This window comes from Stutzerimonas sp. (genome assembly GCF_982611455.1).
In genome coordinates, this window is the sequence record NZ_CEXBBO010000006.1 from 50,244 (window position 1) to 71,916 (window position 21,673).

Genomic DNA, 21,673 nt, shown 5'->3' on the forward strand with positions numbered 1-21,673 from the left:
GGGCCTTTTGAGTTTATAGGGCAGAAAGCCGCGAGCAAATGCGCCGTAACCCATCGAGCGCGGCACAGATGAGCGACGCGAAAGCGATGGGTTTCACTCATCCTACGGAGCGCTCCGCAGGCACCACGAGCGCCGGGCTACCTAACCCGGTACGAAACACTGAAACACAGCACTGTGAGGAGCACGGAAATGAGTCTGGAAACCTGGTTATTGTTCGCAAGCGCAGCATTGGTGGTGATTCTGATCCCCGGTCCGCTGTCGCTGCTGATGATCAGCAACAGCCTCAACTACGGGCTGCGCCGTTCCTGGCCGGCGTTCGTTGGAGGCGTCAGCGCGTCGATCTGCCTTCTGAGTGCGTCCGCACTCGGGCTTGGCGCGCTGCTGCTGGCATCGGAACAGGTATTCAGCTTGCTGAAGATCGTTGGCGCCTTCTATCTGTTCTACCTGGCGTGGCAGAGCTGGCAAGACTCGCGTCGTCCACAGAGCGGCGCCAGCGTCGCCACCGCCGAGGTGAGTCCGCGTTTTCGCCAGTTGTTCTGGCGTGCGTTCGGCCTGGGCGCCAGCAATCCCAAGGACATCCTCTTCTTCGCGGCCTTCCTGCCGCAGTTCCTCAGCGCGGATCGGCCCTTCATGCCGCAGCTGCTGGTGATGATCCTGACCTGGGCGGTGCTGGATCTGTGCTGCAAGCTGGCCTACGGCCTCGGCGCCCATGGTGCGGCGCGTTATCTGCGCACGGGTAAGGGGCAGGTTTGGTTCAACCGGGCCAGCGCTGCGCTGTTTGGGGGTGCGGGGGCGGCTTCGTTGATGAGTCGTTGAAAGGTGGATTGCGTGGTCCCGGCGCCAGCGTTCGCGTACGACGCCGCGCGTTCCTTGCCCCGACCCGCGGGTTGCGCCTTGCACGGCGCGTCACTTTTTCTTGTGTGACCAAGAAAAAGTAACCAAAAAGAAGGCCACCCCAACATCCGGGTTTTTGCTTCGCAAAACTCCCCTCACTTCGGCATTGCTCCGGGGATCGTCGCGAAGGGACATCCCTGTCCCATCACTCCTCGCTCGGCATCCATGCCTCGCGACCCCCTACGCAACGCCTACGCTCGGCCTCCTGAAGGGGATTCGGGACCGAGTCGTCTGCAAGTTTCGAAACAGCGATAGCCGCAAAACGCTTCGCTCGTTTGCTGACGAACAAACCATCAGACGACACCAAACGCCCCTTTCAGGAGGCCGAATGGAATCCGCGTGGAGGGGAGCGAGCGGCATGGATGCCGCGAGAGGCGTAAAGGGCCATGGATGGCCCTTGTACGCCGTCCCCCGGAACGCGGGTGTAATGAGGGAAGTCGAGCGCAGCGAGACCCGGATGCAGGGGCAAGACTTTTTGGTTCCTTTTGGGGCGACTGCCAAAAGGGACTCGCCCAGCAGGGCGAAACCAATGCCTCGTAAACCCCGTCAATGGGCTATGCCGCAAAAAGCCATACAGCTTCGCGAGCAAGAACTGGGTGCCCCCCCTCCGCTCCTACAAACCAGGCTCCCACACAAAAAAGGGCCTGTGTCAAGCCTTGCGTGTAAATCACGCGGGGCTTGAAACCATATACGGGGCAATAGGTTAGCTCTGTTTCGTATCGCCTGCATGGGAGGCGGCGTTGTGGGCTGGGAGCCACATAAGAGCCTTGGGAAAGCAAGCCGGATCGCACTGTAGCGGTGACGATTGCCGAGGGTTGGCAGGCTTGTTTGTTCATCATAGCCCACTCCTTCGCATCTCATCCAGAACGAAGAACGCGCAGCGTTTGGCTGCGCGTTCAAGGGGGCTTGCCACTTACTTCAGTTGGCAGAACCGCAGGATGGCCTCGGCCACGGGCTGCGGCGCTTCGCGCTGCGGGAAGTGTCCCACGCCATCGAGCACTTGCCGTTCGTAGCTGCCCTTGAAGAATGCCTCCCTGCCTTTGGAACTGTCGGGGTGGTTGCAGGTATCGGCACCGCCATGCAGCACCAGCGCCGGCACCGACAGCACCGGGGCCGGGTGCAGCCGCGCCTCATCCCCGGCATAGGCCGGGTCGCCCTCGGCGAAGCCCCAGCGGTGGCGGTAGGAGTGCAGCACGATCTCGGCCCAATCCTCCCCCTGGAATGCACGCACCGCCTCGTCGAAATCGGCTGGGTCGTACCAGCCGGCCGGTGCCCAGGTGTCCCACATCGTGCGGGCAAACGCCTCGCGTTCCTCCTGTACGACGCGGGCACCGCGCGGCGTGGCCATGTACCAGTGATACCAGTAGTTGCGCGCCTGCGGCAGCGTCAGCGGCTGGTTCGGATCGTTGGTGCCATAGCCGACCGACAGCATCACCAGATGCGAGGCCACGCGGTCACGCAGGCCGCAGGCATTCGCGGCCGCGCGTGCGCCCCAGTCATGGCCGATCAGCGCCGGGCTCTCCAGCCCAAGGGCATCGATGAAGTTGAGCAGGTCGCGGCCCAGCGCGGACAACTGGCCGCTGCGCGGCGTGGCGGCATCACGGAACCGGGTCGGCGCGAAGCCGCGCAACGCCGGCGCCAGCACTCGGTAGCCGGCATCGGCCAGAACAGGCGCCACGGCCTTCCAGCATTCGGGGCTGTCCGGCCAGCCGTGCAGCAGGATGGCCGTTCTACTGCCCTGCGGGTTCCATTCGAGATAGGCGATGTCGAGCCGTTCGGTCGAAGCGAAGTGGTAGTTCTGCATAGGCTTGTCTCTCATCATGAAGATGCGCCAGCGTAGCTGGACGACTCCCTTCGATTAGAGAATAATCATTCATCATTGATGATTTTTTGCGTTGAATTACCGAATGAACACATCTCCCATCGCCGATGGCCCGCCGCTGGAGACGGTGCTCCTGCGCACCTTCCTCGAAATCGTGGACAGCGGCAGCTTCGCCACGGCGGCCGAGCGGCTGGCGCTGACGCCTTCCGCCGTCAGCGGGCACATGCGTCGCCTGGAACAGATCGCCGGCGCCAGCCTGCTGGCGCGCACCACGCGCCGCCTGGAACTGACCCAGGCCGGCGACACCTTGTATGCCTATGGCCGCAACATCCTCGATCTGGAACGCGAGGCGCGCGCCAAGCTGCGGGGCACACCGCTGCGCGGACGGCTGCGCATCGGTGCTTCGGAAGACTTTGCCGGTGCCTGGCTGCCCCAGGTGCTGCAACGCTTCCGGCAGTGGCATCCCGAAGCCACGGTCGAACTGAAGGTCGGCATCACTGCCGACCTGCTGCGCCAGCACGAGCGGGGCCGGCTGGATCTCGTCTTTGGCAAGCAATGCAGCCGCGTCGAGGGCAGCGGCACGTTGTTGTGGGAAGAACCCCTGGTCTGGGCGTATGCGGCGGATCAGCCCCTGGCGGCCGGTGAACCGCTGCCGCTGGCCGTCTTCCCCGAGCCGTGCGTGTACCGCGAGTCGGCCGTGACCGCGCTGGGCCAAACGGATCGCACCTGGCGCATCGTCTTCGAGAGCAGCAGCATGGCCGGATGCCTGTCGGCGGCGCGCGCGGGCTTTGCCATCACCGTCATCGCCGACAGCCAGCGCGGCGAAGGCTTGCGCGTGCTGGGCCGCGACGACGGCCTGCCCGAACTGCCGGCGGCGCGCTTCTACGCTTTCGCCGGCAAGGACAGCCCGGCCAGCGCGGCACTGATCGAGGCCGCCCGGCGCGCCGGCCAGAGCCGGTTCACTGCGCGCGGGCTTCGGGACTGATGGACGCCGAGGCGGCTTTCGCGGGCCGCTGTTGCGCTGCCGCCCCGCGCCGAAAACCTCTGTCTGCCGCCATGAACGCCTCCAGCATGTGCGGGATCAACGTCGCCGCATCGACCGCCTCGCCATAGGTCTGCTCATGGAGCGCGGCATAGCGGTCAAGGTCGGCTTTCAGACTGGCCGGGCATGTGAATGCCAGTTTGATGCTGGTGTTGGACGGCAGAGGACCAAGCCGCAGTTTCCTGGTTATGCTCATCGTGAAGTTCCCTTGTTGAAGAACAGCGGCTGGTACGGCCGCAGCACCAGATCCCGATTGACGATGATGCGAACCGGCAGGCCCGGCCGCTCGGTCAAGGTGGGCTGGATGTTGAGGTTGCGGCGGGTCATCTCCTGGCCGACCTGATTGATGCTGTCCTGCGCGCTGTCGCGCCCGGCGATGATGATGCGATCGCCGTCCTGACGGTTCTCCGGCGCGGCCAGTTCGGCACCGACGCCCAGCAGCGTGGTCAGCGCCGCACCGGCGAAGATGCGGCCCCAGTGGTAGTCCACGTCGTCTTCCAGCCCGGCATAGCCGGCCGGGTCGGTGCCGGCCAGGTTGTCGAGCGTGAGCGAAGACGTGTCGGGCAGAATGATCCGGTTCCAGACGACTTGAACGCGGCTCTGCCCGTAACTGACCTGGCTGTTGTAGCGGCCGAGGATGCGCGAGCCCTGCGGGATCAGCAGGAACTTGCCTGTGGCCGTGTCATAGACCGGCTCTGTGACCGTGGCGATCACGTCGCCCGGCAAGTCTGACTTGATGCCCGTCACCAGCGCGCCGGCGATCACCGTCCCGGCCATGACCTGATACGGCGAAGCCGGCAGGGTCAGATTGCCGGAATTACGGGTTTCCGTAGAAGCGCCTTGCAGGAATGCCTCTTTCTGCTCCTGCCTGTTCTGTATGGCCGTCGGGTCGGCGGGCTGGGCCGCCGTCGAGGCCGGCCCGGCCGCCATCGGGTCGAATGCCGCATTGGCGGCGAAGCCCGGCGCGGCGGCGACCTGCGACTGCGCCACCGGCGCGGCGTCCTGCGCACCCGAACGGAAGAACACCGGCGAGGCCGCGGCTGACTCGGCCTCCTTGCGCAGCGCGTCGTTGGGGTCGTGGCTGGGGGCCGCATAGGCGGCCGTCACAGGCTGCTGCGAGTTCACGATGGCCGGGCCAAGATCGCCGGGCAACGGCGGCCCCAGCTCCGGCACCGTGGGCGGCAAGGCCGGCGGCAGCTTGGAGTAGTCCGTCGGCAGCGCATCCAGCCCTTCCGACTTCGAGACGCGATCGACGTTGTAAAGCTCGGTCTGCTCGCCCGCACCGCGCCGCTGCGGTTGCAGCGACCACATCAGCGCGCCGAGCACGGCGACCGACAGGACGCCGGCGAGGATGGCCAGCGTGCGCCGGTTCAGGCGCGTGACCGGGCGCGGCTGGGCGCGCAGCGCCACCGCCTCGGGCGCGATCTTCCCCGCCTGCGGCGTGGCGAGGTCGGGAGTGTCGTCCTGAGTCATGGTCAGTTCCTCCGTGCCACGCCATCCGTGCGTTCGATCCGCACCACGTCGCCTTTGTCTCCACCCAGGCGCAGTTCGGCGGCGCCGAACAGCCGATCCACGATGTAGTACGGCGAGCGGAAACGGTAGTTCACCAGTTGCCCGTCGCCCTGCGCACCGATCACGAACAGCGGCGGCAGCTCGCCCTGGGCGATGCCCGCCGGGAACTGGATATAGACCTTCTCGCCGTCATCGAAGGCGCGTAGCGGCTTCCACGGCGGATTGCTGGCACTGATCGCGTAGCGGAAGCGGATCTTCTCCAGCGACAGGCCGGTATCCACCGGCGCGGTCGCCTGTGCGGCCTGCGACTGGCGCTGCAAGGCCAGCATCCGGTCTTTCGGGTAGTCCCAGGACACCGACGCCATCCACGCCCTTTCCGTCGAAGTCAGTTCCAGCAGGTACGTCCGGCGGCTGGTGGTGATGACCAGGTTCGTCTTCAACCCGGAACGGATCGGCTTGACCAGCACATTGACGCGCAACTCGTCGCCGCTGCCGCTGGACGTGTCGCCCACGATCCAGCGCACGGTATCGCCGGCCGCGACCGTCACCAGTTCCTCGCCGGGCTGGAGCGAAACCACGGTCACACGCCCCGGCGCGGCATAGACCTGATAGAGCGCGCCATCGGTGAAGGGCCAGACTTGAGTCGCATTGACGTAGCCTTCGCGCGTGGGCGCGATGCGCGCCTCTGCATTGGCCTTCGACACGCGCACGGTCTCGTCGGCCGGTTCCGGCGCGGGCTTGGCCTCGTCCACCTCCGGCAGCGGCTTCAACTGCGCCGGCAGCGCCAGCGGCTCGGGAATGGCAACAACCTCCACCGGCTGGGGCGGTTCGGGCAGCGGCTGGGCCTGCACCGGCTCATCGAGCGAGATGGTTGGCGGCGGCTTGCCCTGAGTGGCGCAGCCCGAGAACAGGACAGTCGAGGCCAGCAGGATCAACGGCAAAGCGTAAAAGCGGAAAGGCAGGTTCATGGCTTGGCTCCTTCGGAAGAATCCAGTTCGCGGCTCCACGACAGGCCGTTGACGTAGATACCCAGCGGGTTCTTGCGCAGGCGCTGCTCGGTGCGCGGGGTTTGCAGGACGGTGGAAAGCACGGCGTTCCAGCGTTCGGTGCCGGCGGGTGCGCCATTGACGTACCGCTGTTCCGTCCAGCGCACGTTGAAAGATGTGTCGCTGGCGCGAACCACGCTGGTGATCTGCACCGTCACCGATTCGCGGCCGACGCGGGCGAACGGATCGTTCTTGCTGGCGTAATCGTTGAGCACGGCCGCGCCGCGGTCGGTGGTGTAGTCGTAGGCATCGAGCCAGTTCTGCCGCACGACGATGGGGTCGATGGACAGCGAGCGCACCAGACTGACGAAGTGCGCCAAGTGGTAGGCGATCTGCGCATCAGCCGGCTTGTATGGCGTGGCGGCCTCGCCGACCGCACGCACTTGTCCGGCCTGATCGACCTCGATGACGTAGGGCGTCACGATGGACTGCGCCGAGCGCCAGACCAGGCCGCCGGCCATCAGCAGCGCCAGCACCAGGCAGCCGAAGGCCATCAAACGCCAGTTCTTCGCCTGCACGCGGGCCGAGCCGATGCGCTCGTCCCACACCTGGGCGGCGGCTTGATACGGGGTGGCAGGCTGCGGTGTATCGGCATAGCGCACCTGCGGTCGCTTGAATCGCATAAGGGTTCTCCTTGGTGGTCAGGTATCGGAATCGCGCAGGCTCGGGCCTTGCCCCGAGCCGCCGCCGTCGCCACCGCGAAGCGTGTGGGCGGCGGTGGTCGCGGCATGGGTGATCTGCTGGCGGCGGTGCATCCGCTTGGCCCAGGCGGGCTGCTTTTGCTTCTGCGAGCCGGCGGCGCCGTCCGCGCCGTCGCCTGCGGCGGATTGGCCGGACGCGGCCCCTGCGCCGTCATCGCCCGAAGATCCGTTCCAGCCGGAACGGAAGGAACTGGTCATCTTCTGCCCGGCGGCGGACGCGCCCGACGCGCCCGACGCGGCACGGCGGCCAGCGGCCTGTGCGCCGGTCTTGGCGATGTTGCCAAGACCAGCCGCCGCGCCTTTGGCCCCGCCGCCCGCAGCGGCGGAGCCGGCCTGGAACGCCGACCGGGCGCTGCCTGCCGCCGACGTGGCGGCACGCGCCCCAGCGCCGGCCAACTTGGCGGCGGCTGGCGCCATGCGCGCCCCGGCTGCTACGGCACCACCTACGCCGGTCGCGGCGGCACCGATGGCAACGCCCGTGCCGACAGCGCCGACAGCGGCACCGGCCATCGCGCCCGCGCCAAGCTGCGGGGCACCGGACACCAGGCCCGTGGCGATGCCGGGGCCGAAGATGCCCAGTGCCAGCAGCGCGAGCGAGGCCAGCATCACCACCAGGGCATGGTCGATGGAAGGCTCATCCGGCACAGTCTGGAATTCGGCGAACAGGCCCGAACCGATGCCGACGATGACGGCCAGCACCAGTACCTTGACGCCAGACGACACCACGTTGCCGAGCACCTTTTCCGCCAGGAAGCTCGTCTTGTTCCAGAGCGCGAACGGCACCAGCACGAAGCCGGCGAGCGTGGTCAGCTTGAACTCGATCAGCGTGATGAAAAGCTGCACGGCCAGCACGAAGAAGCAGAGGATCACCACTAGCCACGCGAGGAACATCACCACGATCGGGTCGATGTTCGTGAACACTTCGGGGAAGCCAGCCATGTCGCCGATCTGTTCCAGAATCGGCGCACCCGCGTCGATGCCGGTCTTCGCCAGCCGCCCCGGTTGCAGGAAGTTCTCCATCGTGATGGCCGAGCCGGTGGCCGTCAGGCCCAGGCCGGCGAACGAGCGGAACACGATGCCGGCCAGCCAGTTGAAGTTGCCGATGATGTAGGCGAACGCACCGACGTAGAGCACCTTGCGCAGCAGCTTGGCGATCACGTCCTCGCCCTGGCCGGTCGCGTGGCTCATGGCCCAATACAGGCCGGCGATGGTCATGTCGATGACGATGAGCGTGGCAGTCAGGAACGCCACTTCGCCTTGCAGCAGGCCGAACCCCGAGTCGATGTAGCGCGAGAACGTGTCCAGGAAGCGGTCGATGATGGTCACGTCGTTCATGGCGCGTCCTCCGGTGGGGCGAGCGGTGTGTCGCCTTCTTGCATGTCGTCGGCGGGTGTATCGAAGCTCGGCGGGATTGGCGGCAGTTCGGCCAGCGAGTCGTACTCGTCCGGCCCGGTATGGCCTGCGAAGAAGCGCTGCCGGAAGGCTTCGGCTGCGGCGCGGCAGGCGTCCTCGCCCACGGCCTGCCGGTCAGCCGCGCATTGCCCGCGCAGCGCCTTGAGCCGCACGGGATCGGCGGCCAAGGCGTCGGCCAGGTTCTCGGCCGGCTGCTGGCCGCAAGCGGTCAGCAGCACGGCCAGCAGGACACAAGCGCATCGCATGGCCGCCTCCGTCAGTTGTTGGGGTAGAAATTGACGGACTGCGGCGTGTACGGCGTGCCGGTGCCAAGGAAGCGCCTGCGCACTTCGCGGGCGCGCTCGGTGGCCGCCGCCTGCCGCGCGAGTTCCAGCGAAGCGGCCCGGTCTTGCGTGATCTGGAGCTGCTGCGCCTGGATCGACTGCTTGGCCTGGAGCGCGAGAAGCTGGTTGGTCGCCTGCATGGCTTGCAGCGCGCCGGTGGCCGATTGGCTCTGGCTCACGAGGTCGGCCAGCGCGCTTTCGTCTTGGGTCAGGTTCTGCGACACCTGGGCTTGCATCCGCATGGCGGTGTGCAGGCCGTTCAAGGTGTTCTGCCAACGCTCGCGGGCGTCCTGCGCCATGCGGTCGCCGCTGACGGTGGCGGCGTACTGCTCGGGATAAAGGCGGGCGAACTCCCGATCCATGTTCGTCACGTCGTAGGCCAGTCCCTGTGCCTCGGCGATCAGGCGTTCGGTGGTGGCCAGCGTAGAGCGCAGCCGGTTGACGATGTTGAAGTCGAGATTCGCCAGGTTGCGCGCCTGGTTCATCAGCATCTGCGCCTCGTTCTGGAGCTGGTGGATCTGGTTGTTGATCTGCTCCATCGCGCGGATCGCCGTCAGCGTGTTCTGGACGAGGTTGGTGGGATCGACCACGACCCATTGCGCCTGGACGGTAGAGACGGTGCAGAGCATGGCCGCGACAGTGGCGGCGAGAAGACGCTTTTTCATGGCTGGTTCTCCGATGGTTGGGACAAGAAGGAAGCAGCCGCCGGTGCGGACGGCAGCAGGTCGGCGGCCCAGTCGAGGCCGCGATGGCGCAGCCACGCGCCCGCGAAGCCGGGAGCGCCGGCTTGTGCAAGCACGCGGTCAATGTCGCGTTGGTCTTGGGGGGTGGATGCGCCCGCGAAGGCGAGCGCCACCGGCCCCAGGTCGAGGTCGAACAGGCGGTTGCCGAGGCGCGACTGGTAGTAGTAGTCGCGCTTGGGCTGCGCGGTGGCGACGATCTCGATCTGACGGCTGTTGAGCCCGAAGCCTTCGTAGATCGTGCGAATCTGCGGCTCGGTCGCCTGCGGATTCGGCAGGAAAATCCGACTCGCGCAGCTCTCGATGATGGCTGGCGCGATAGTCGAATCCTTGATGTCGGCCAGCGATTGCGTGGCGAAGATGACGCTGACGTTCTTCTTGCGCAGCGTCTTGAGCCATTGCCGGATGCGGGCGGCGAAAGACGGCTCATCGAGGAACAGCCAGGCTTCATCGAGGATCAGCAGCGTGGGTGCGCCGTCGAAACGCTCATCGAAGCGGGCGAACAGGTAGCGCAGCACTGCCTGCACAGCGGCGGGGCTGTGCATCAGTTCTTCCATCTCGAAGCCCTGCACGGCGCCGAGGCCAAGACGGTCGGCGTCCGCGTCCAGCAGCTTGCCGTGCGCGCCGCCGAGCACATACGGGGCGAGCGCCTGTCGCAGCGCGTTGGATTGCAGCAGCACGGAAAGCCCGGTCATCGTGCGCTGCTCCACCGGCGCCCCGGCCAGGCTGCCCAGCGCCGACCAGATCGCCGCTTTCTCGTCCGGGCCGACGGTCACGCCTTCATGCAGCAAGCGGCCTTCCACCCATTCGGCCGCCCAGGTGCGGTAGCCCTCATGGTCGATGCGCGCGAGCGGCTGGAAGGCAATGCCGCCATCGGCGCCCAGGTCGTAGTGTTCGCCGCCCAGGCCGAGGATGGTGGCGCGCATCGAGCGGCCCATGTCGAAGGCAAAGACCCGCGAGCCGAAGTAGCGGCGGAACTGCAAGACCAGCTTGGCGAGCAGGACCGACTTGCCCATGCCGGTCGGGCCAGCGACCAGCGTATGCCCCACGTCGCCGATGTGCGTCACCAGCCGGAACGGCGTCGCGCCATCGGTGCGCGTCACGATCATCGGCGGCCCGTCGAGGTGATCGTTCTTCTCCGGCCCGGCCCACACCGCCGACAGCGGCATCATGTGCGCCAGATTCAGCGTCGAGACGATGGGCTGGCGCACGTTCGCATAGGCATTGCCGGGAATGGACGACAGCCACGCATCGACGGCATTGAGGGTTTCGGGGATGGTGACGAAGCCCCGGCCCTGGATGACGCGCTCCACCATGCGCAGCTTCTCGTCGGCCAGGGTCGGGTCGGCATCGAGCACCGTCACCGTGGCGGTGAGATAGCCGAACGCGACCTGATCGCTGCCCAGCTCCTGCAAGGCGGCGTCGGCGTCGGCCGCCTTGTTGCTGGCGTCGGTATCGACCAGCGGGCTTTCCTGCTGGAAGATGGTTTCGCGCAGCAGCGCCACCACGTTCTTGCGCTTGGCGAACCACTGACGGCGCAGGCGGCCGAGTTCCTTTTCCGCCTCGGCCTTGTCCATGCAGACAAAGCGCGTGCTCCAGCGGTAGCCAAAGCCCAGGCGGTTGAGGTCGTCCAGAATCCCCGGCCAGGTCGAAGTCGGAAAGCCACGCACCGACACCACGCGCAGGTGCTGGTCGCCCAGCATGGGCGCCAGGCCACCGACCAGCGCGGAGTCGGCCAGCAGCGCGTCGATGTGAAACGGCACTTCGGGCACGCCCACGCGGTAGCGTCGTGTCGAGACGGTCGCGTGCAGATAGGTCAGCGTTTCAGCGTCATCGAGCCAGGCGATTTCCGGCATCACGCCATCGAGCAGGTCGAAGACGCGATCGGTTTCCGCGATGAAGGTATCGAGCCGGCCACGCCAGTCCACACCGTCGCCGGGCGAGTTCTCGTAGAGCAGCTTGGCAGCGCGGGCGCGCGATTCCTCGGGCGGCAGGTACGCGAGCGTCAGGTGATAGCCACTCTCGAAGTGATGCCCCGATTCCTCGAAGGCCGCGCGGCGTTCTTCATCGACCAGCCAGGACAGTGGCTCGGGGAAGTCGGAATGCGGATAGTCCGCCGCCGGCCGGCGCTCGGCCTCGATGAACAAGGCCCAGCCCGACCCCAAGCGGCGCAGCGCGTTGTTGAGCCGCGCCGACGTGGCGATCAACTCGCCCTGCGTAGCGCTGTCCAGATCAGGTCCGCGAAAGCGCGCCGTGCGCTGGAAACTGCCATCCTTGTTCAAGACGACACCCGGCGCGATCAGCCCGGCCCAGGGCAGCCAGTCGGCCAGCAGCGCGGGCCGCTGGCGGTATTCGGCAAGGTTCAGCATGGCATCCCCCTCATACGTCCAGCAGCGGCTTGTGCTTGATGTGCCGGGCGAAGACCTGCATGAACTGCGGATCGACGCGCACGCCCCAGACGGCCAGCGAATGGCCGACGATCCAGAGCACGACACCGGGAATCCACAGTTGCAAGCCCAGCCCGACGGCGGCGGCCAGCGTGCCGTTCGCAATGGCAACCGTGCGCGGCGCGCCACCCAGCAGGATCGGCTCGGTGAGCGAGCGGTGCAGCGGCACCTCGAAGCCCGGAAGATCGTTGGCCGTGCTCATACGACGGCCCCGCCCGAGAAGCTGAAGAACGACAGGAAGAACGAGGACGCGGCGAACGCGATGGACAAGCCGAACACGATCTGGATCAGCTTGCGAAAGCCGCCCGACGTGTCGCCAAAGGCCAGCGTCAAGCCCGTGGCGATGATGATGATGACCGCGACGATGCGGGCCACCGGCCCTTGGATCGACTCCAGGATGGATTGCAGCGGGCCTTCCCAGGGCATCGAGGAACCGGCGGCCTGCGCCGTGCCCGCCAGCAAGAGCATCAGCGCGGCCAGCAGCAGCCCTTGTCCGGCGGGACGGGCCAGGCAGCGCAACCGTGCCAGCATGGGCAGCCGAGAAAGCGGATTTACGGAAAGACGGAAAGCATCAACGGGCGTCATGGCAGTTCTCCAGAGGGTTGGTCAGGGGACGGGGAAGGCGCAGCGGCGGCGGCTGCATGAAGAACCGGCGGCAGCTCGGGAAACGGCACTTCCAGCGCATCCGCCAGCCGGTAGCCCGCGCCGTCGAAGCCATTGAGGCGAGCGATGCTTTCAACGCGGCGCTTGCGGCCACGTCCGGCGATGTGGATGACGACGTTGACCGCCTCGGCGATCAGCGCACGAGGCGGGTTCACGGCCACTTCGAGAATCAGTTGCTCCAGCCGCAGCAGCGCGCCCAGCGCGGAGCCGGCGTGGATCGTGGCGACGCCGCCAGGGTGGCCGGTGCCCCACACCTTGATGAGATCCAGCGCTTCGCCGCCGCGTACTTCGCCGACGATCACCCGGTCTGGGCGCAGGCGCATCGTGGCGCGCACCAGCTCCTGCATCGACACCACGCCCGCACGGGTGCGCAGCGGTACATGGTCACGGGCCGCGCATTGCAGTTCGATGGTGTCTTCGAGTACGAGCACGCGATCGCCCGTGGCAGCGATTTCCGCGAGCAAGGCATTGGCGAGCGTGGTCTTGCCGGTACTGGTGCCGCCGGCGATCAGGACGTTCTGCCGCTCGCGCACAGCGCGGCGCAGGAAGTCCGCCTGCCCGGCGGTCAGGATGCCGTCGGCCACATAGCGATCCAGGCCGATGATGCTCACGGCGCGCTTGCGCAGCGCGAACGCCGGGCCGGGTGCGGCCGGCGGCAAGATGCCCTCGAAACGCTCGCCGGTTTCGGGCAGCTCGGCGGTCAAGAGCGGTTGGCCGCGATGCACTTCCGCGCCGACATGCGCTGCGACCAGACGAATGATGCGTTCGCCATCGGCTTCGGGAAGTTCGACGCCCAGCGGCGTGCGACCCGACGACAGGCGATCGACCCACAGGGTACGGTCGGGATTGAGCATGATTTCCACCACGTCCGGGTCTTCGAGCGCGGTGGCGATCAGCGGCCCCATTGCCGTGCGCAACATCTGGATGCGGCGATCCAGCGAAGTCGCGGCCGACGAACGTGGCTCGGGCGGGAACTGCGGAACGGCGCTCATGAGGCACGCTTCGCAGCACGTTCATGGGCTTCGGCCAGCGCCGCCGCGCCATCCATGCGTGCGGTGTCCGGGTGCAGTTCTTCCACCACGTCGCGCACGAGGCTGCGGCCGCGCAGCAGGTGGCGGCCAAGCTGTTCAACGAACTGCTCGAAACGCGCCTTGCCCTGGGCACGGGCCGCGTCCTGATGGGCCTCGGGAACCGGCGTGCTGACGGTCAGGAAGTAGCGGACGAACAGCGCCAGCGTTTCGATCTGGATGTTCTGGTCGCGCTCCAGGCGCTCGGCCTGCCGCGACAGGCGATCCAGCCGCTTGGCGATGGCGGCCTCGCGCTGGTCGCCCGCGTCGGGAGACAGCCAGGACGCCAAGGCAGCGGCAACGATGCTGGACTTCGACACGCCTTTCTTGGCGGCCAGTTCTTCTAGACGCTTGGCGTGCTCGTGCTGGATGAACAGGTTGAGGCGGTATTGGCTCATAAGTTGATTCCGTCGTTAGGGTCGAGGGAAGCCAGCCGGGCCGTGCGTTGCATGGCCGGATCGAGCTGGCCGGGAGGCGCGGCAAAGGCAGGCAGCGGCAAGTCGTCGTCGTCATCGAGCAGCGCCAGGTCGTTGGCGGCTGGCGCTTGTTCGGGGTGGTACTCGGCAACCTCGGATAGCTCCGGCTGCCGGCGCGGGCCACCGTCGTCGGTGCCGCCCAGGCCATCGGCGGGTGCCACGGCCGGCGCGGCAGGCACGGCCGGAATCGCCAGGCCGCTCCAGTCGTCGGGGCGCGATGGCGGCGCGTCGGCGTACTGCCCGTCCGCCAGCGGGGGCGGCGGCAGCACGCGGCGCTTGAAATTGGCGTCGGCGTAGTAGCGCAGTTTCTTCGCCCGAATAGGCGCGACGCTGGACACCATCACCACGGCGTCATCTGGCGGAAGCTGCATCACTTCGCCTGGGGTGAGCAGCGGACGTGCGGTTTCCTGCCGGGACACCATCAGATGCCCGAGCCACGGCGCAAGCCGATGGCCGGCGTAGTTGCGCTGCGCGCGCAGCTCGGTGGCCGTGCCCAGCGTTTCGGAAATGCGCTTGGCCGTGCGTTCGTCGTTGGTGGCGAAGGTCACACGCACATGGCAGTTGTCCAGAATCGAATGGTTCTGGCCGTAGGCTTTGTCGATCTGGTTGAGCGACTGCGCGATGAGGAAGCTGCGGATGCCGTAGCCGGCCATGAAGGCCAACGCCGTCTCGAAGAAGTCCAAGCGGCCCAGCGCCGGAAATTCATCGAGCATCAGCAGCAGCTTGTGGCGGCGCTCGATGCCGTCGCTGCCATCGAGCGATTCGGTGAGGCGCCGGCCGATCTGGTTGAGGATCAGCCGGATCAGCGGCTTGGTGCGGCTGATGTCCGAAGGCGGCACCACCAGATACAGCGACACCGGATGCTCGGAAGCAATCAGATCGGCGATACGCCAGTCGCAGCGCGAGGTGACTTCGGCCACCGTGGGATCGCGGTACAGACCCAGGAACGACATGGTGGTGCTCAGGACGCCGGAGCGTTCGTTGTCCGACTTGTTGAGCACTTCGCGCGCAGCGGAGGCCACCACCGGATGCGGGCCATCGCCGAGGTGGGGCGTGGTCATCATCCGGTGCAAGGTCAGCTCGAAGGGGCTGGCCGGGTCGGACAGGAAGTTGGCGACGCCGCGCAGCGTCTTGTCCTTGCCCGCATAGAGCACGTGCAGGATGGCGCCCACCAGCAGCGCATGCGAGGTTTTCTCCCAGTGGTTGCGCTTCTCCAGCGCCCCTTCGGGATCGACCAGGATGTCGGCGATGTTCTGCACGTCGCGCACTTCATGCGCACCGCGCCGCACTTCCAGCAGCGGGTTGTAGGCCGCCGACTTGGCATCGGTGGGGTTGAACAGCAAGCAATGCGAGAAGCGCGAACGCCAGCCAGCCGTAATCTGCCAGTTCTCGCCCTTGATGTCGTGGATGACGGCCGAGGCAGGCCACGACAGCAGCGTCGGCACCACCAGGCCCACGCCTTTGCCCGAGCGCGTGGGTGCGAAGGACAGGACGTGTTCCGGGCCTTCATGCCGCAGGTACTGGCGATCATGCTGGCCGAGGAACACACCGGCCGGCTGCGTCAGGCCCGCCTTGCGGATGTCGGCGGCATCGGCCCAACGCGCCGAACCGTAGGTCGTGACCAGCTTGGCCTGCCGTGAACGCCACACCGACATGGCGATGGCGACCAGCACGGCCAGTAGGCCGCTACCGCCGGCAATCGCACCGCCTACGTCGAAAATGTGCGGCGCATAGGCATCGAAGAAGAACCACCACTCGAACAGTCGCCACGGGTGATAGACCGGCGTACCAAAGAAGTCGAACCAGGGCGAGCCAAGACGTACTTGATGTCCGAGAGCGGCCGCTGTCCATTGCGTTGCACTCCATACGCCGGCGATCACGATGCTGAAAACAGCGGCGATCTGCCCGAACAGCACGCCCTGACCTTGCATGACTGGCCTCCGATTTCTCCTGCGCTGATTCCTCGCTCACACGCGGCACAAGGACGTGCCGCATGGCGTGAGGATCGGTGCCGGGTCGGTGCCGGTCAAAGACCGTTATCGGAAGAAAGGTCGAGTAATTGGAAAGAATTAGGGCCGCATCGGGCCAAGGAAAAACGCCGCAAGCGAAGGCGCATTGCGGCGTGTCGGGCAGAAAATGAAAAGTTCGTGGCGAATCGCCAGCGATCAGAACTTGGGCGGGTTCTCCGGCCGCGTATAAGGTGTGTTGCCATCACCATAAAACCGCTTGCGCGTGGCCTCGGCTACCCGGTTGCACAACACGTCGCCGAGCGTGGCGCGATCGGTCTTGCACTGCTGTCGCAGCTCTTTCAGGCGCACGGGATCGGATGCCAGTTCTTCAACGGTTGGCACGCTTTCCGTCTTTGGCGTATCGGCGGGGCCGCAGGCGGTCAGCACCACGGCCAGCGAAAACAGCATTGCCTTCTTCATGGCTTGGGTTCCTCCGGGGGATCAGGGATATGGCCTGGCGCTGGCCTGGCATCTTCGGGGGACTCGATGGCCTGCACGCGCTCGATGAAGCGGGCCAGCGTTTTCGAGGGTTCGCCATCCAGGCGCAGCAGATAGGTCGTGAGCAGCGGCGAGCGTCCCGCCAGCGGCCGTGCCACCACGCCTTGCTCCCGGCTGGCGGTGATATGCGCGGCGCCAGTCAAGCCCAGGGCGAAGCCTGCGGAGACCAGCGCCATCATCAGGTCGCAGGACGCCACCCGCTCGGCCACCAAGGGTTCCATGTCCACGCGGCGCAGCACACGATCCACCTGCCGGGCATGCCCCTCGCACGCCTGCGGATCGCACAGCACCAGCGGGTAGCGCAGCAGTTCTTCCAAAGGAATGCGTTTGTGGGCCAGCAGGGGATGCCGCGCTGGCACAGCCACCATCAGCGGATCGCTCCAGACGGGCAAGGCGACGATGCCATCGCCGACTTCATCGGCACGGGCGAACCCTACGTCATACAGGTCGTCGTGCAGCCCCTTGATCTGCTGTGACAACGGCACTTCGAAGAAACGAATTTCGACTTCCGGTTCCTCCTGTCGGCACAGTGCCAGCAAGGCAGGTAGCCGCGAAGGCGTGATGCCATCGGACAAAGCGATACGCAACTGGCCGTGAAAGCCATTGGCGGCCGCCTTCACGCTGTCCCGTGCCTGCTGCAAGGCGGAGAAGATGCGTGGCACATGATCCAGGAACAGCTTGCCCGCACGGGTCAATCGGGTGCTGCGCGTGGTGCGGGCGAACAGCACCACGCCCAGTTCTTCTTCCAGTTCTTTGATGGCCCGTGACAGCGGCGACTGCTCGATATGCAGCCGCTCCGCCGCACGGGCGAAGTGGAGTTCTTCGGCTACGGCCAGGAAACAACGCAGATGGCGCAATTCCATCACGCCACCTCTTTATGCTGGGAAGCGAAAGGGTTTCGAGACAGCCGTACCATAAGGCGTCCTAATGAGCGAAAAAGTGCATTCCTCCATCGACGGGAATCACAGCGCCGGTGATGTAACGAGCCAAAGGTGAAGCAAGAAACGCCACTAAATGGCCTATATCTTCCGGTTCACCGAAATACCCAATGGGAATATTGCGAGTAATGAAGTCCCGTCTGCTTTCCTCGGTTGGATGGAGCCTGCTCAACACTTGGGCGCTGTTGATCCGTCCAGGAGCAATCGTATTGACCGTGACTCCCTGCGCGGCCACGTCGCAGGAAAGTCCTTTGGCCCAAAGATGCAGGGCGGCTTTGGCAGCCGTGGCAGCATTCAGCGAGCGAGGCTCCATCGAGCCGCTGATACTGATGATGCGACCCCACTGACGTACACGCATCGTTGGAAGGATGGCTTGGGTCAACCGCCGCGCAGCGGTGAAGTTGAGCGCAAACGCTTCTTCCCAGTCCTCATCAGATGCTGACAATTCCGTTGGGCGTGAACCGCCAGCGCAGTTGACCAGGATGTCGATGTGACCAAGGGCTGTCGCCGCTTCGGCGGCAATGCGCGCGACATCGGCTGCGTCTGTCACATCACCGCTGACGACAATGGGAACTTGCTCACTGGAGGCTTCGATTTGTGAAGCAACCCGTTCCAACTGATCGTCCCTGCGCGCGGTGACGGCTATGCGGGTGCCTTCATCGGCGAGCAGGCGTGCAACACCCGCACCTATGCCACTGCTTGCGCCGGTGATAAGCGCCGTTCGTCCTCTTAAGTTCAATTCCACCGTGTCCTCCTATGAAATGGCAGGAGTCCGGCCTACGGGATGCGGCTGTGTGCCTTGCAACCTGCGCGCCAAACTGTTCCATGTATTTTATTGAGAACCATTGCTTGATAAACTACCTTTAAGTTTCATAACTTAAAACCGTGGGTTCACAATGGATCTGTTGGACAGCATGAAGGTGTACGTCCTTACGGTGGAGAAAGGCAGTCTGAGCGGGGCTGCCGCTACGTTGGGCGTCTCCGCAACAATGGCAGGCAAGCATCTGCGGTCACTGGAAGCGCGCCTGGGAATGCAGTTGCTTAACCGAACGACGCGGCGGCAGCATCTAACCTCGTTCGGTGAGGACTACTACACGAGATGCAAAGAGATTCTGCGCTTGGTAGCGGAGACAGATGCGCAGGCCCAGCACCAGAAATTAGCACCTGCTGGCAAGCTGCGCATCACGGCGCCCGTTATCTTCGGGACACACGCATTGATGCCTGCCTTGGCGATCTATATGGCGCGTTATCCAGAAATCGCACTCGATGTAGTCCTTTCTGATCGCGTGGTGGATTTAGCCGAAGAGGGGTTCGAGGCCGCCATTCGCATTGGAGAGTTACCGGAGAATGCGCCTCTGGTCGCAAGGCCGCTTACTCCATACAGCCTGACGATGTGCGCTTCCCCGGGATACTTGGCGCATCAGGGCATACCGGAAACAGTGGAAGACCTGCAGCATCACGAATGCCTATCGTTCAGCCCGACAGCCTTGTCCTATTGGCTTGGCACTGGTGAGGACGTGCGTCGTCGATCAGTGTCGGGAAGATTGCAGATAAACAACGGCCAGGCACTCCGCATTGCTGCACTCAATGGCATGGGCATCGTCTTGCAATCCACCCTTCTGTTGGAAGAGGACATTCAAGCTGGCCGTTTGATTCAATTGTTTCCCGAGCAAGGTCTGCCGAGCCGACCGATGAGCGTTGTTTACCTTCCTGACCGCTACCATTCGACCAAGCTACGTAGTTTTGTGGCGTTTCTCATGGAGCACTTCCCGCCAATGGCCCGCGTGTAGTGCCTGCACCTAACAACTCAGCTTATTGAGAGATTGCGCTGCCGCCCGATTTCCCATGACACTCCACTGCCGCGCACCGTCGCTGCAAGCTGCTGCCCCAGCCGCTGTTCAATCACCGGACGCCACGGCACAAGCGAGAAGCCCATGCCGTCGTCCAGCATCGCGTACCGCCCGCTGGCGAGCATGACCGAGCGCCGGTAGATGCCGGCTACGCGCTGTCCGTCCGCCACTGGGCGATGTGACAGTCCGGTTTCGGCGGCAATGTCCTTTCCAACTTGCGCCAGCTCCCGGTTGTGCAGCGTCGCCAGCAGGTTGCGGGCGAGGATCACGCGCTGGCCGCGCCGCTGGGCCAAGCCCTGTTCTTCAAGGAAATCGGCGCGCTGCTGCATGGCCTGCTTGGCCTCGCCGCCAAAGCCCAGGTCGCCCAGCCCCTTGCCGCCGCCGATCAACTGCTGATCCAGCCAGGTGGCGCCGATCATGCGGGCCTGCCGCTCGATGGGCAGGTGCGATTTCAGCTCCACGGCTACGCCACCGAGGCGCTGCGCGTCGTACTGGCGGCCACGCTCGGCCAGGTCGTCCGGCACCTTCCATAAACCATCGGCCACGCGCTCGACGATGCCAGCGCGGCGCAGGGCTTCCAGCCGGCGAACATGGGCCGCAACGACTTCCTGTGGGTCGCGTCCGGCCTTGGCCCGGCCTTGCTCGATCGCCAAGTGGTGATCGGCGCGGTACGGGCCATCGCTCGCCAGCGCGGCGATGTTCTTGTCGGCCGCCCGCACCTCGGCGGAACCGCGCACCTCCACCACCGCGCCGGTGGGATAGTTCGCCAGCTCGTCGCGGGCGTTGAGCGCGACGTAGTGGGCCTTGCCGTCCACGCCGTCGATGACCAAATATCCCCGGTCGTGCAGCTCGTCGGCCAGCCCCTTGGCGGCCACGCGGCCGATAACGGTGCGGCCGTCGTCTCCCGGCTCGAACACCTCCAGTTCGCGCGGCTGGCCACTCATGGCCCGCTGCATCGTGCGGATGATGTCGCCACGCTCGCCCAGGGCGCGCAAGGTCTTCTCTGCATCGGCATGGACGGCCCAGGTGCCGGGCTGCATCTCGTCGGCCAGGCCAAGCCGCTGCAAGCGTTGCAGGCGGCCGATCAGCAGCAGGCGCTGGCGTTGCAGCCGGGGCTCGTTGAAGCGTTCGATCTGCACACGGCCATCCTCGCCGGCCTCGCGTTGCAGCGTGCGGTCGAGGCTCGTCCACCGTTCTTGCTCTACCTCGCGCTGCAAGGTCTGCTGGATCTCCAGTTCGGTACGCGGCCCCAGCCATTCCGTCGCCAGCTCGGCGGCGCGATGGCGGAAGCCATGGGCGATGTAGTCGCCGGCGATGATGAGGTCTTTGCCGGTGTCGTCGCGTCCGCGCACGATCAAATGCGTGTGCGGGTTGTCGGTGTTCCAGTGATCGACCGCCACCCAATCCAGCCGCGTCCCCAGGTCGGCTTCCATCCGGTTCACCAGATGCCGGGTGTACGTGCGCAGGTCGTCCAGCTCGGCGCCGTCTTCCGGGGAGACGATGAAGCGGAAATGGTGCCGGTCGTCGGCGGCCCGCTCCTTGAAGGCATCAAGGTCGGTTTCGTCGGTCTGCAGCCCGTAGGCCCGCCCAGGTTCGCCATCGCGGCCCGCGCCGTCGCGCTCGATGTAGCGCAGGTGCTTGGCGAGCGACTGTGGGCTGGCGTTGCGCTGATTGACCAGCAGGGTCTTGATGGTCACGCGCCGCGACATGGGCGTCAGCTTCGCACCCGCGAAACGCGCCGCCGTGTGGCCGCGCCCAAGCCGTGAGCCGGGACGCTGGCCAGCGCGTGCGCCGCTGCCACCGGCTACGGAATGGCGCATCGAGGACTTGCCGCCGCTGGCCTTGCCAGCCTGCTTGAGCACCTTGGAAACGAAGCTCTGGCCCTGGCCTTTGCCCCGGTTCTTCGGGGCGCTGGGGCGCACCCGGAAATCGTCGTCGCGGCGGTCGGTCATGGCCTCGCTCCCTGCAAGCTCTGGCGTGTCCTGTCGTGCGAAGCACGCGGACATGCCTGCATTGGCGCGGGCCTTGCGCCGAACGCGGCACGGCGGCGCAGCCGCTCCGTGCCGCGCCACCCCCATGTGCAGACAGGCTTTCGACGCGGCCCGGTGCCGCGTCCTTTTGTCTTGCCTTCCGCCTTTGCCCCTCGCTCCCGCTCCGGGCATCGTCGGCCCGGCGGCGTTGCTGCAACCGCAGCCAGCCCACCGGCGAACGCGCAGATGGACAAGCCTGGGG

At 65.9% G+C, this 21,673-nt stretch carries 21 protein-coding genes; 3 read left to right on the forward strand and 18 right to left on the reverse strand.

Annotation, left to right across the window (positions count from 1 at the left end; genetic code table 11):
• The first annotated feature begins 189 nt into the window (after positions 1 to 189).
• Positions 190 to 816 (forward strand): LysE family translocator, encoded by a 627-nt coding sequence (locus AC2LD7_RS05670; RefSeq protein ID WP_484596882.1) that lies wholly within the window; start codon positions 190 to 192, stop codon positions 814 to 816.
• Positions 817 to 1,807: 991 nt separating this feature from the next.
• Here AC2LD7_RS05670 and AC2LD7_RS05675 read toward each other — a convergent pair.
• The gene (locus tag AC2LD7_RS05675) at positions 1,808 to 2,698 is read right to left on the reverse strand and encodes an alpha/beta fold hydrolase (protein WP_044316287.1); all 891 of its coding nucleotides are present in this window, start codon (positions 2,696 to 2,698) and stop codon (positions 1,808 to 1,810) included.
• Positions 2,699 to 2,801: 103 nt separating this feature from the next.
• On the opposite strand from AC2LD7_RS05675, the gene AC2LD7_RS05680 reads away from it, so the two are divergent.
• The gene (locus AC2LD7_RS05680; RefSeq protein ID WP_484596883.1) at positions 2,802 to 3,701 is read left to right on the forward strand and encodes a LysR substrate-binding domain-containing protein; all 900 of its coding nucleotides are present in this window, start codon (positions 2,802 to 2,804) and stop codon (positions 3,699 to 3,701) included.
• Here the strand turns inward: AC2LD7_RS05680 and AC2LD7_RS05685 are convergent.
• From AC2LD7_RS05685 to AC2LD7_RS05760, 16 genes are all read right to left on the reverse strand, one after another.
• Positions 3,676 to 3,954, reverse strand: a complete 279-nt coding sequence (locus tag AC2LD7_RS05685) for a DUF2274 domain-containing protein (RefSeq protein ID WP_484596884.1) — start codon at positions 3,952 to 3,954, stop codon at positions 3,676 to 3,678. The two genes, AC2LD7_RS05680 and AC2LD7_RS05685, sit on opposite strands and share 26 nt — an antisense overlap.
• A complete protein-coding gene (locus AC2LD7_RS05690; RefSeq protein WP_484596885.1) occupies positions 3,951 to 5,231 on the reverse strand; it encodes a TraB/TrbI/VirB10 family type IV secretion system protein in 1,281 nt (426 codons plus the stop codon). The genes AC2LD7_RS05685 and AC2LD7_RS05690 overlap by 4 nt, the downstream gene beginning before the upstream one ends.
• 2 nt (positions 5,232 to 5,233) lie before the next feature.
• On the reverse strand, positions 5,234 to 6,238 hold the full coding sequence (gene trbG / locus AC2LD7_RS05695; protein WP_484596886.1) for a P-type conjugative transfer protein TrbG: 1,005 nt from the start codon (positions 6,236 to 6,238) through the stop codon (positions 5,234 to 5,236).
• Positions 6,235 to 6,939 (reverse strand): conjugal transfer protein TrbF, encoded by a 705-nt coding sequence (gene trbF, locus AC2LD7_RS05700; RefSeq protein ID WP_044316453.1) that lies wholly within the window; start codon positions 6,937 to 6,939, stop codon positions 6,235 to 6,237. The genes trbG and trbF overlap by 4 nt, the downstream gene beginning before the upstream one ends.
• A gap of 18 nt (positions 6,940 to 6,957) precedes the next feature.
• Positions 6,958 to 8,352, reverse strand: coding sequence for a P-type conjugative transfer protein TrbL (gene trbL / locus AC2LD7_RS05705; protein WP_484596887.1), 1,395 nt, complete (start codon positions 8,350 to 8,352; stop codon positions 6,958 to 6,960).
• Positions 8,349 to 8,675, reverse strand: a complete 327-nt coding sequence (locus AC2LD7_RS05710; protein WP_484596888.1) for a hypothetical protein — start codon at positions 8,673 to 8,675, stop codon at positions 8,349 to 8,351. The genes trbL and AC2LD7_RS05710 overlap by 4 nt, the downstream gene beginning before the upstream one ends.
• Before the next feature lie 11 nt (positions 8,676 to 8,686).
• On the reverse strand, positions 8,687 to 9,418 hold the full coding sequence (gene trbJ / locus AC2LD7_RS05715) for a P-type conjugative transfer protein TrbJ (protein ID WP_044316546.1): 732 nt from the start codon (positions 9,416 to 9,418) through the stop codon (positions 8,687 to 8,689).
• Positions 9,415 to 11,862: a conjugal transfer protein TrbE gene (gene trbE, locus AC2LD7_RS05720; protein ID WP_484596889.1), complete on the reverse strand. Its 2,448-nt coding sequence runs from the start codon at positions 11,860 to 11,862 to the stop codon at positions 9,415 to 9,417. The genes trbJ and trbE overlap by 4 nt, the downstream gene beginning before the upstream one ends.
• Before the next feature lie 10 nt (positions 11,863 to 11,872).
• Positions 11,873 to 12,142, reverse strand: coding sequence for a VirB3 family type IV secretion system protein (locus AC2LD7_RS05725; RefSeq protein ID WP_044316548.1), 270 nt, complete (start codon positions 12,140 to 12,142; stop codon positions 11,873 to 11,875).
• Positions 12,139 to 12,525: a TrbC/VirB2 family type IV secretion system protein gene (locus tag AC2LD7_RS05730; protein ID WP_044316549.1), complete on the reverse strand. Its 387-nt coding sequence runs from the start codon at positions 12,523 to 12,525 to the stop codon at positions 12,139 to 12,141. Before AC2LD7_RS05730 ends, AC2LD7_RS05725 begins: the two co-directional genes overlap by 4 nt.
• A complete protein-coding gene (gene trbB / locus AC2LD7_RS05735; protein ID WP_044316550.1) occupies positions 12,522 to 13,595 on the reverse strand; it encodes a P-type conjugative transfer ATPase TrbB in 1,074 nt (357 codons plus the stop codon). The genes AC2LD7_RS05730 and trbB overlap by 4 nt, the downstream gene beginning before the upstream one ends.
• Complete coding sequence (locus AC2LD7_RS05740; protein WP_484596890.1) at positions 13,592 to 14,068, reverse strand: CopG family transcriptional regulator; 477 nt, start codon at positions 14,066 to 14,068, stop codon at positions 13,592 to 13,594. The genes trbB and AC2LD7_RS05740 overlap by 4 nt, the downstream gene beginning before the upstream one ends.
• Positions 14,065 to 16,077 carry a conjugal transfer protein TraG gene (locus AC2LD7_RS05745; RefSeq protein WP_104098154.1) on the reverse strand — a complete coding sequence of 671 codons (2,013 nt, stop codon included), beginning with the start codon at positions 16,075 to 16,077 and terminating at the stop codon, positions 14,065 to 14,067. The genes AC2LD7_RS05740 and AC2LD7_RS05745 overlap by 4 nt, the downstream gene beginning before the upstream one ends.
• A 234-nt stretch (positions 16,078 to 16,311) precedes the next feature.
• Positions 16,312 to 16,575, reverse strand: a complete 264-nt coding sequence (locus tag AC2LD7_RS05750; protein WP_044316558.1) for an EexN family lipoprotein — start codon at positions 16,573 to 16,575, stop codon at positions 16,312 to 16,314.
• Positions 16,572 to 17,516 (reverse strand): LysR family transcriptional regulator, encoded by a 945-nt coding sequence (locus AC2LD7_RS05755; protein WP_044316559.1) that lies wholly within the window; start codon positions 17,514 to 17,516, stop codon positions 16,572 to 16,574. Before AC2LD7_RS05755 ends, AC2LD7_RS05750 begins: the two co-directional genes overlap by 4 nt.
• Positions 17,517 to 17,577: 61 nt before the next feature.
• Positions 17,578 to 18,336, reverse strand: coding sequence for an SDR family NAD(P)-dependent oxidoreductase (locus AC2LD7_RS05760; protein WP_037039090.1), 759 nt, complete (start codon positions 18,334 to 18,336; stop codon positions 17,578 to 17,580).
• A gap of 151 nt (positions 18,337 to 18,487) precedes the next feature.
• Here AC2LD7_RS05760 and AC2LD7_RS05765 point away from each other — a divergent pair, with 151 nt between their 5' ends.
• Positions 18,488 to 19,381 carry a LysR family transcriptional regulator gene (locus tag AC2LD7_RS05765; protein ID WP_033938353.1) on the forward strand — a complete coding sequence of 298 codons (894 nt, stop codon included), beginning with the start codon at positions 18,488 to 18,490 and terminating at the stop codon, positions 19,379 to 19,381.
• Between the two features lie 17 nt (positions 19,382 to 19,398).
• Here AC2LD7_RS05765 and AC2LD7_RS05770 read toward each other — a convergent pair whose 3' ends face one another.
• Positions 19,399 to 21,393: a relaxase/mobilization nuclease domain-containing protein gene (locus tag AC2LD7_RS05770; protein WP_044316560.1), complete on the reverse strand. Its 1,995-nt coding sequence runs from the start codon at positions 21,391 to 21,393 to the stop codon at positions 19,399 to 19,401.
• Between the last annotated feature and the right edge of the window lie 280 nt (positions 21,394 to 21,673).

Coding starts and splice junctions, on each gene's coding strand:
- trbE (WP_484596889.1), bottom strand. CDS start 11,862: ATGCTGAACCTTGCCGAATACCGCCAGCGGCCCGCGCTGCTGGCCGAC.
- AC2LD7_RS05670 (WP_484596882.1), top strand. CDS start 190: ATGAGTCTGGAAACCTGGTTATTGTTCGCAAGCGCAGCATTGGTGGTG.
- trbF (WP_044316453.1), bottom strand. CDS start 6,939: ATGCGATTCAAGCGACCGCAGGTGCGCTATGCCGATACACCGCAGCCT.
- AC2LD7_RS05710 (WP_484596888.1), bottom strand. CDS start 8,675: ATGCGATGCGCTTGTGTCCTGCTGGCCGTGCTGCTGACCGCTTGCGGC.
- AC2LD7_RS05740 (WP_484596890.1), bottom strand. CDS start 14,068: ATGAGCCAATACCGCCTCAACCTGTTCATCCAGCACGAGCACGCCAAG.
- AC2LD7_RS05685 (WP_484596884.1), bottom strand. CDS start 3,954: ATGAGCATAACCAGGAAACTGCGGCTTGGTCCTCTGCCGTCCAACACC.
- AC2LD7_RS05770 (WP_044316560.1), bottom strand. CDS start 21,393: ATGACCGACCGCCGCGACGACGATTTCCGGGTGCGCCCCAGCGCCCCG.
- trbG (WP_484596886.1), bottom strand. CDS start 6,238: ATGAACCTGCCTTTCCGCTTTTACGCTTTGCCGTTGATCCTGCTGGCC.
- AC2LD7_RS05750 (WP_044316558.1), bottom strand. CDS start 16,575: ATGAAGAAGGCAATGCTGTTTTCGCTGGCCGTGGTGCTGACCGCCTGC.
- AC2LD7_RS05745 (WP_104098154.1), bottom strand. CDS start 16,077: ATGCAAGGTCAGGGCGTGCTGTTCGGGCAGATCGCCGCTGTTTTCAGC.
- AC2LD7_RS05675 (WP_044316287.1), bottom strand. CDS start 2,698: ATGCAGAACTACCACTTCGCTTCGACCGAACGGCTCGACATCGCCTAT.
- AC2LD7_RS05730 (WP_044316549.1), bottom strand. CDS start 12,525: ATGACGCCCGTTGATGCTTTCCGTCTTTCCGTAAATCCGCTTTCTCGG.
- AC2LD7_RS05680 (WP_484596883.1), top strand. CDS start 2,802: ATGAACACATCTCCCATCGCCGATGGCCCGCCGCTGGAGACGGTGCTC.
- AC2LD7_RS05690 (WP_484596885.1), bottom strand. CDS start 5,231: ATGACTCAGGACGACACTCCCGACCTCGCCACGCCGCAGGCGGGGAAG.
- AC2LD7_RS05755 (WP_044316559.1), bottom strand. CDS start 17,516: ATGGAATTGCGCCATCTGCGTTGTTTCCTGGCCGTAGCCGAAGAACTC.
- trbB (WP_044316550.1), bottom strand. CDS start 13,595: ATGAGCGCCGTTCCGCAGTTCCCGCCCGAGCCACGTTCGTCGGCCGCG.
- AC2LD7_RS05725 (WP_044316548.1), bottom strand. CDS start 12,142: ATGAGCACGGCCAACGATCTTCCGGGCTTCGAGGTGCCGCTGCACCGC.
- trbJ (WP_044316546.1), bottom strand. CDS start 9,418: ATGAAAAAGCGTCTTCTCGCCGCCACTGTCGCGGCCATGCTCTGCACC.
- trbL (WP_484596887.1), bottom strand. CDS start 8,352: ATGAACGACGTGACCATCATCGACCGCTTCCTGGACACGTTCTCGCGC.
- AC2LD7_RS05765 (WP_033938353.1), top strand. CDS start 18,488: ATGGATCTGTTGGACAGCATGAAGGTGTACGTCCTTACGGTGGAGAAA.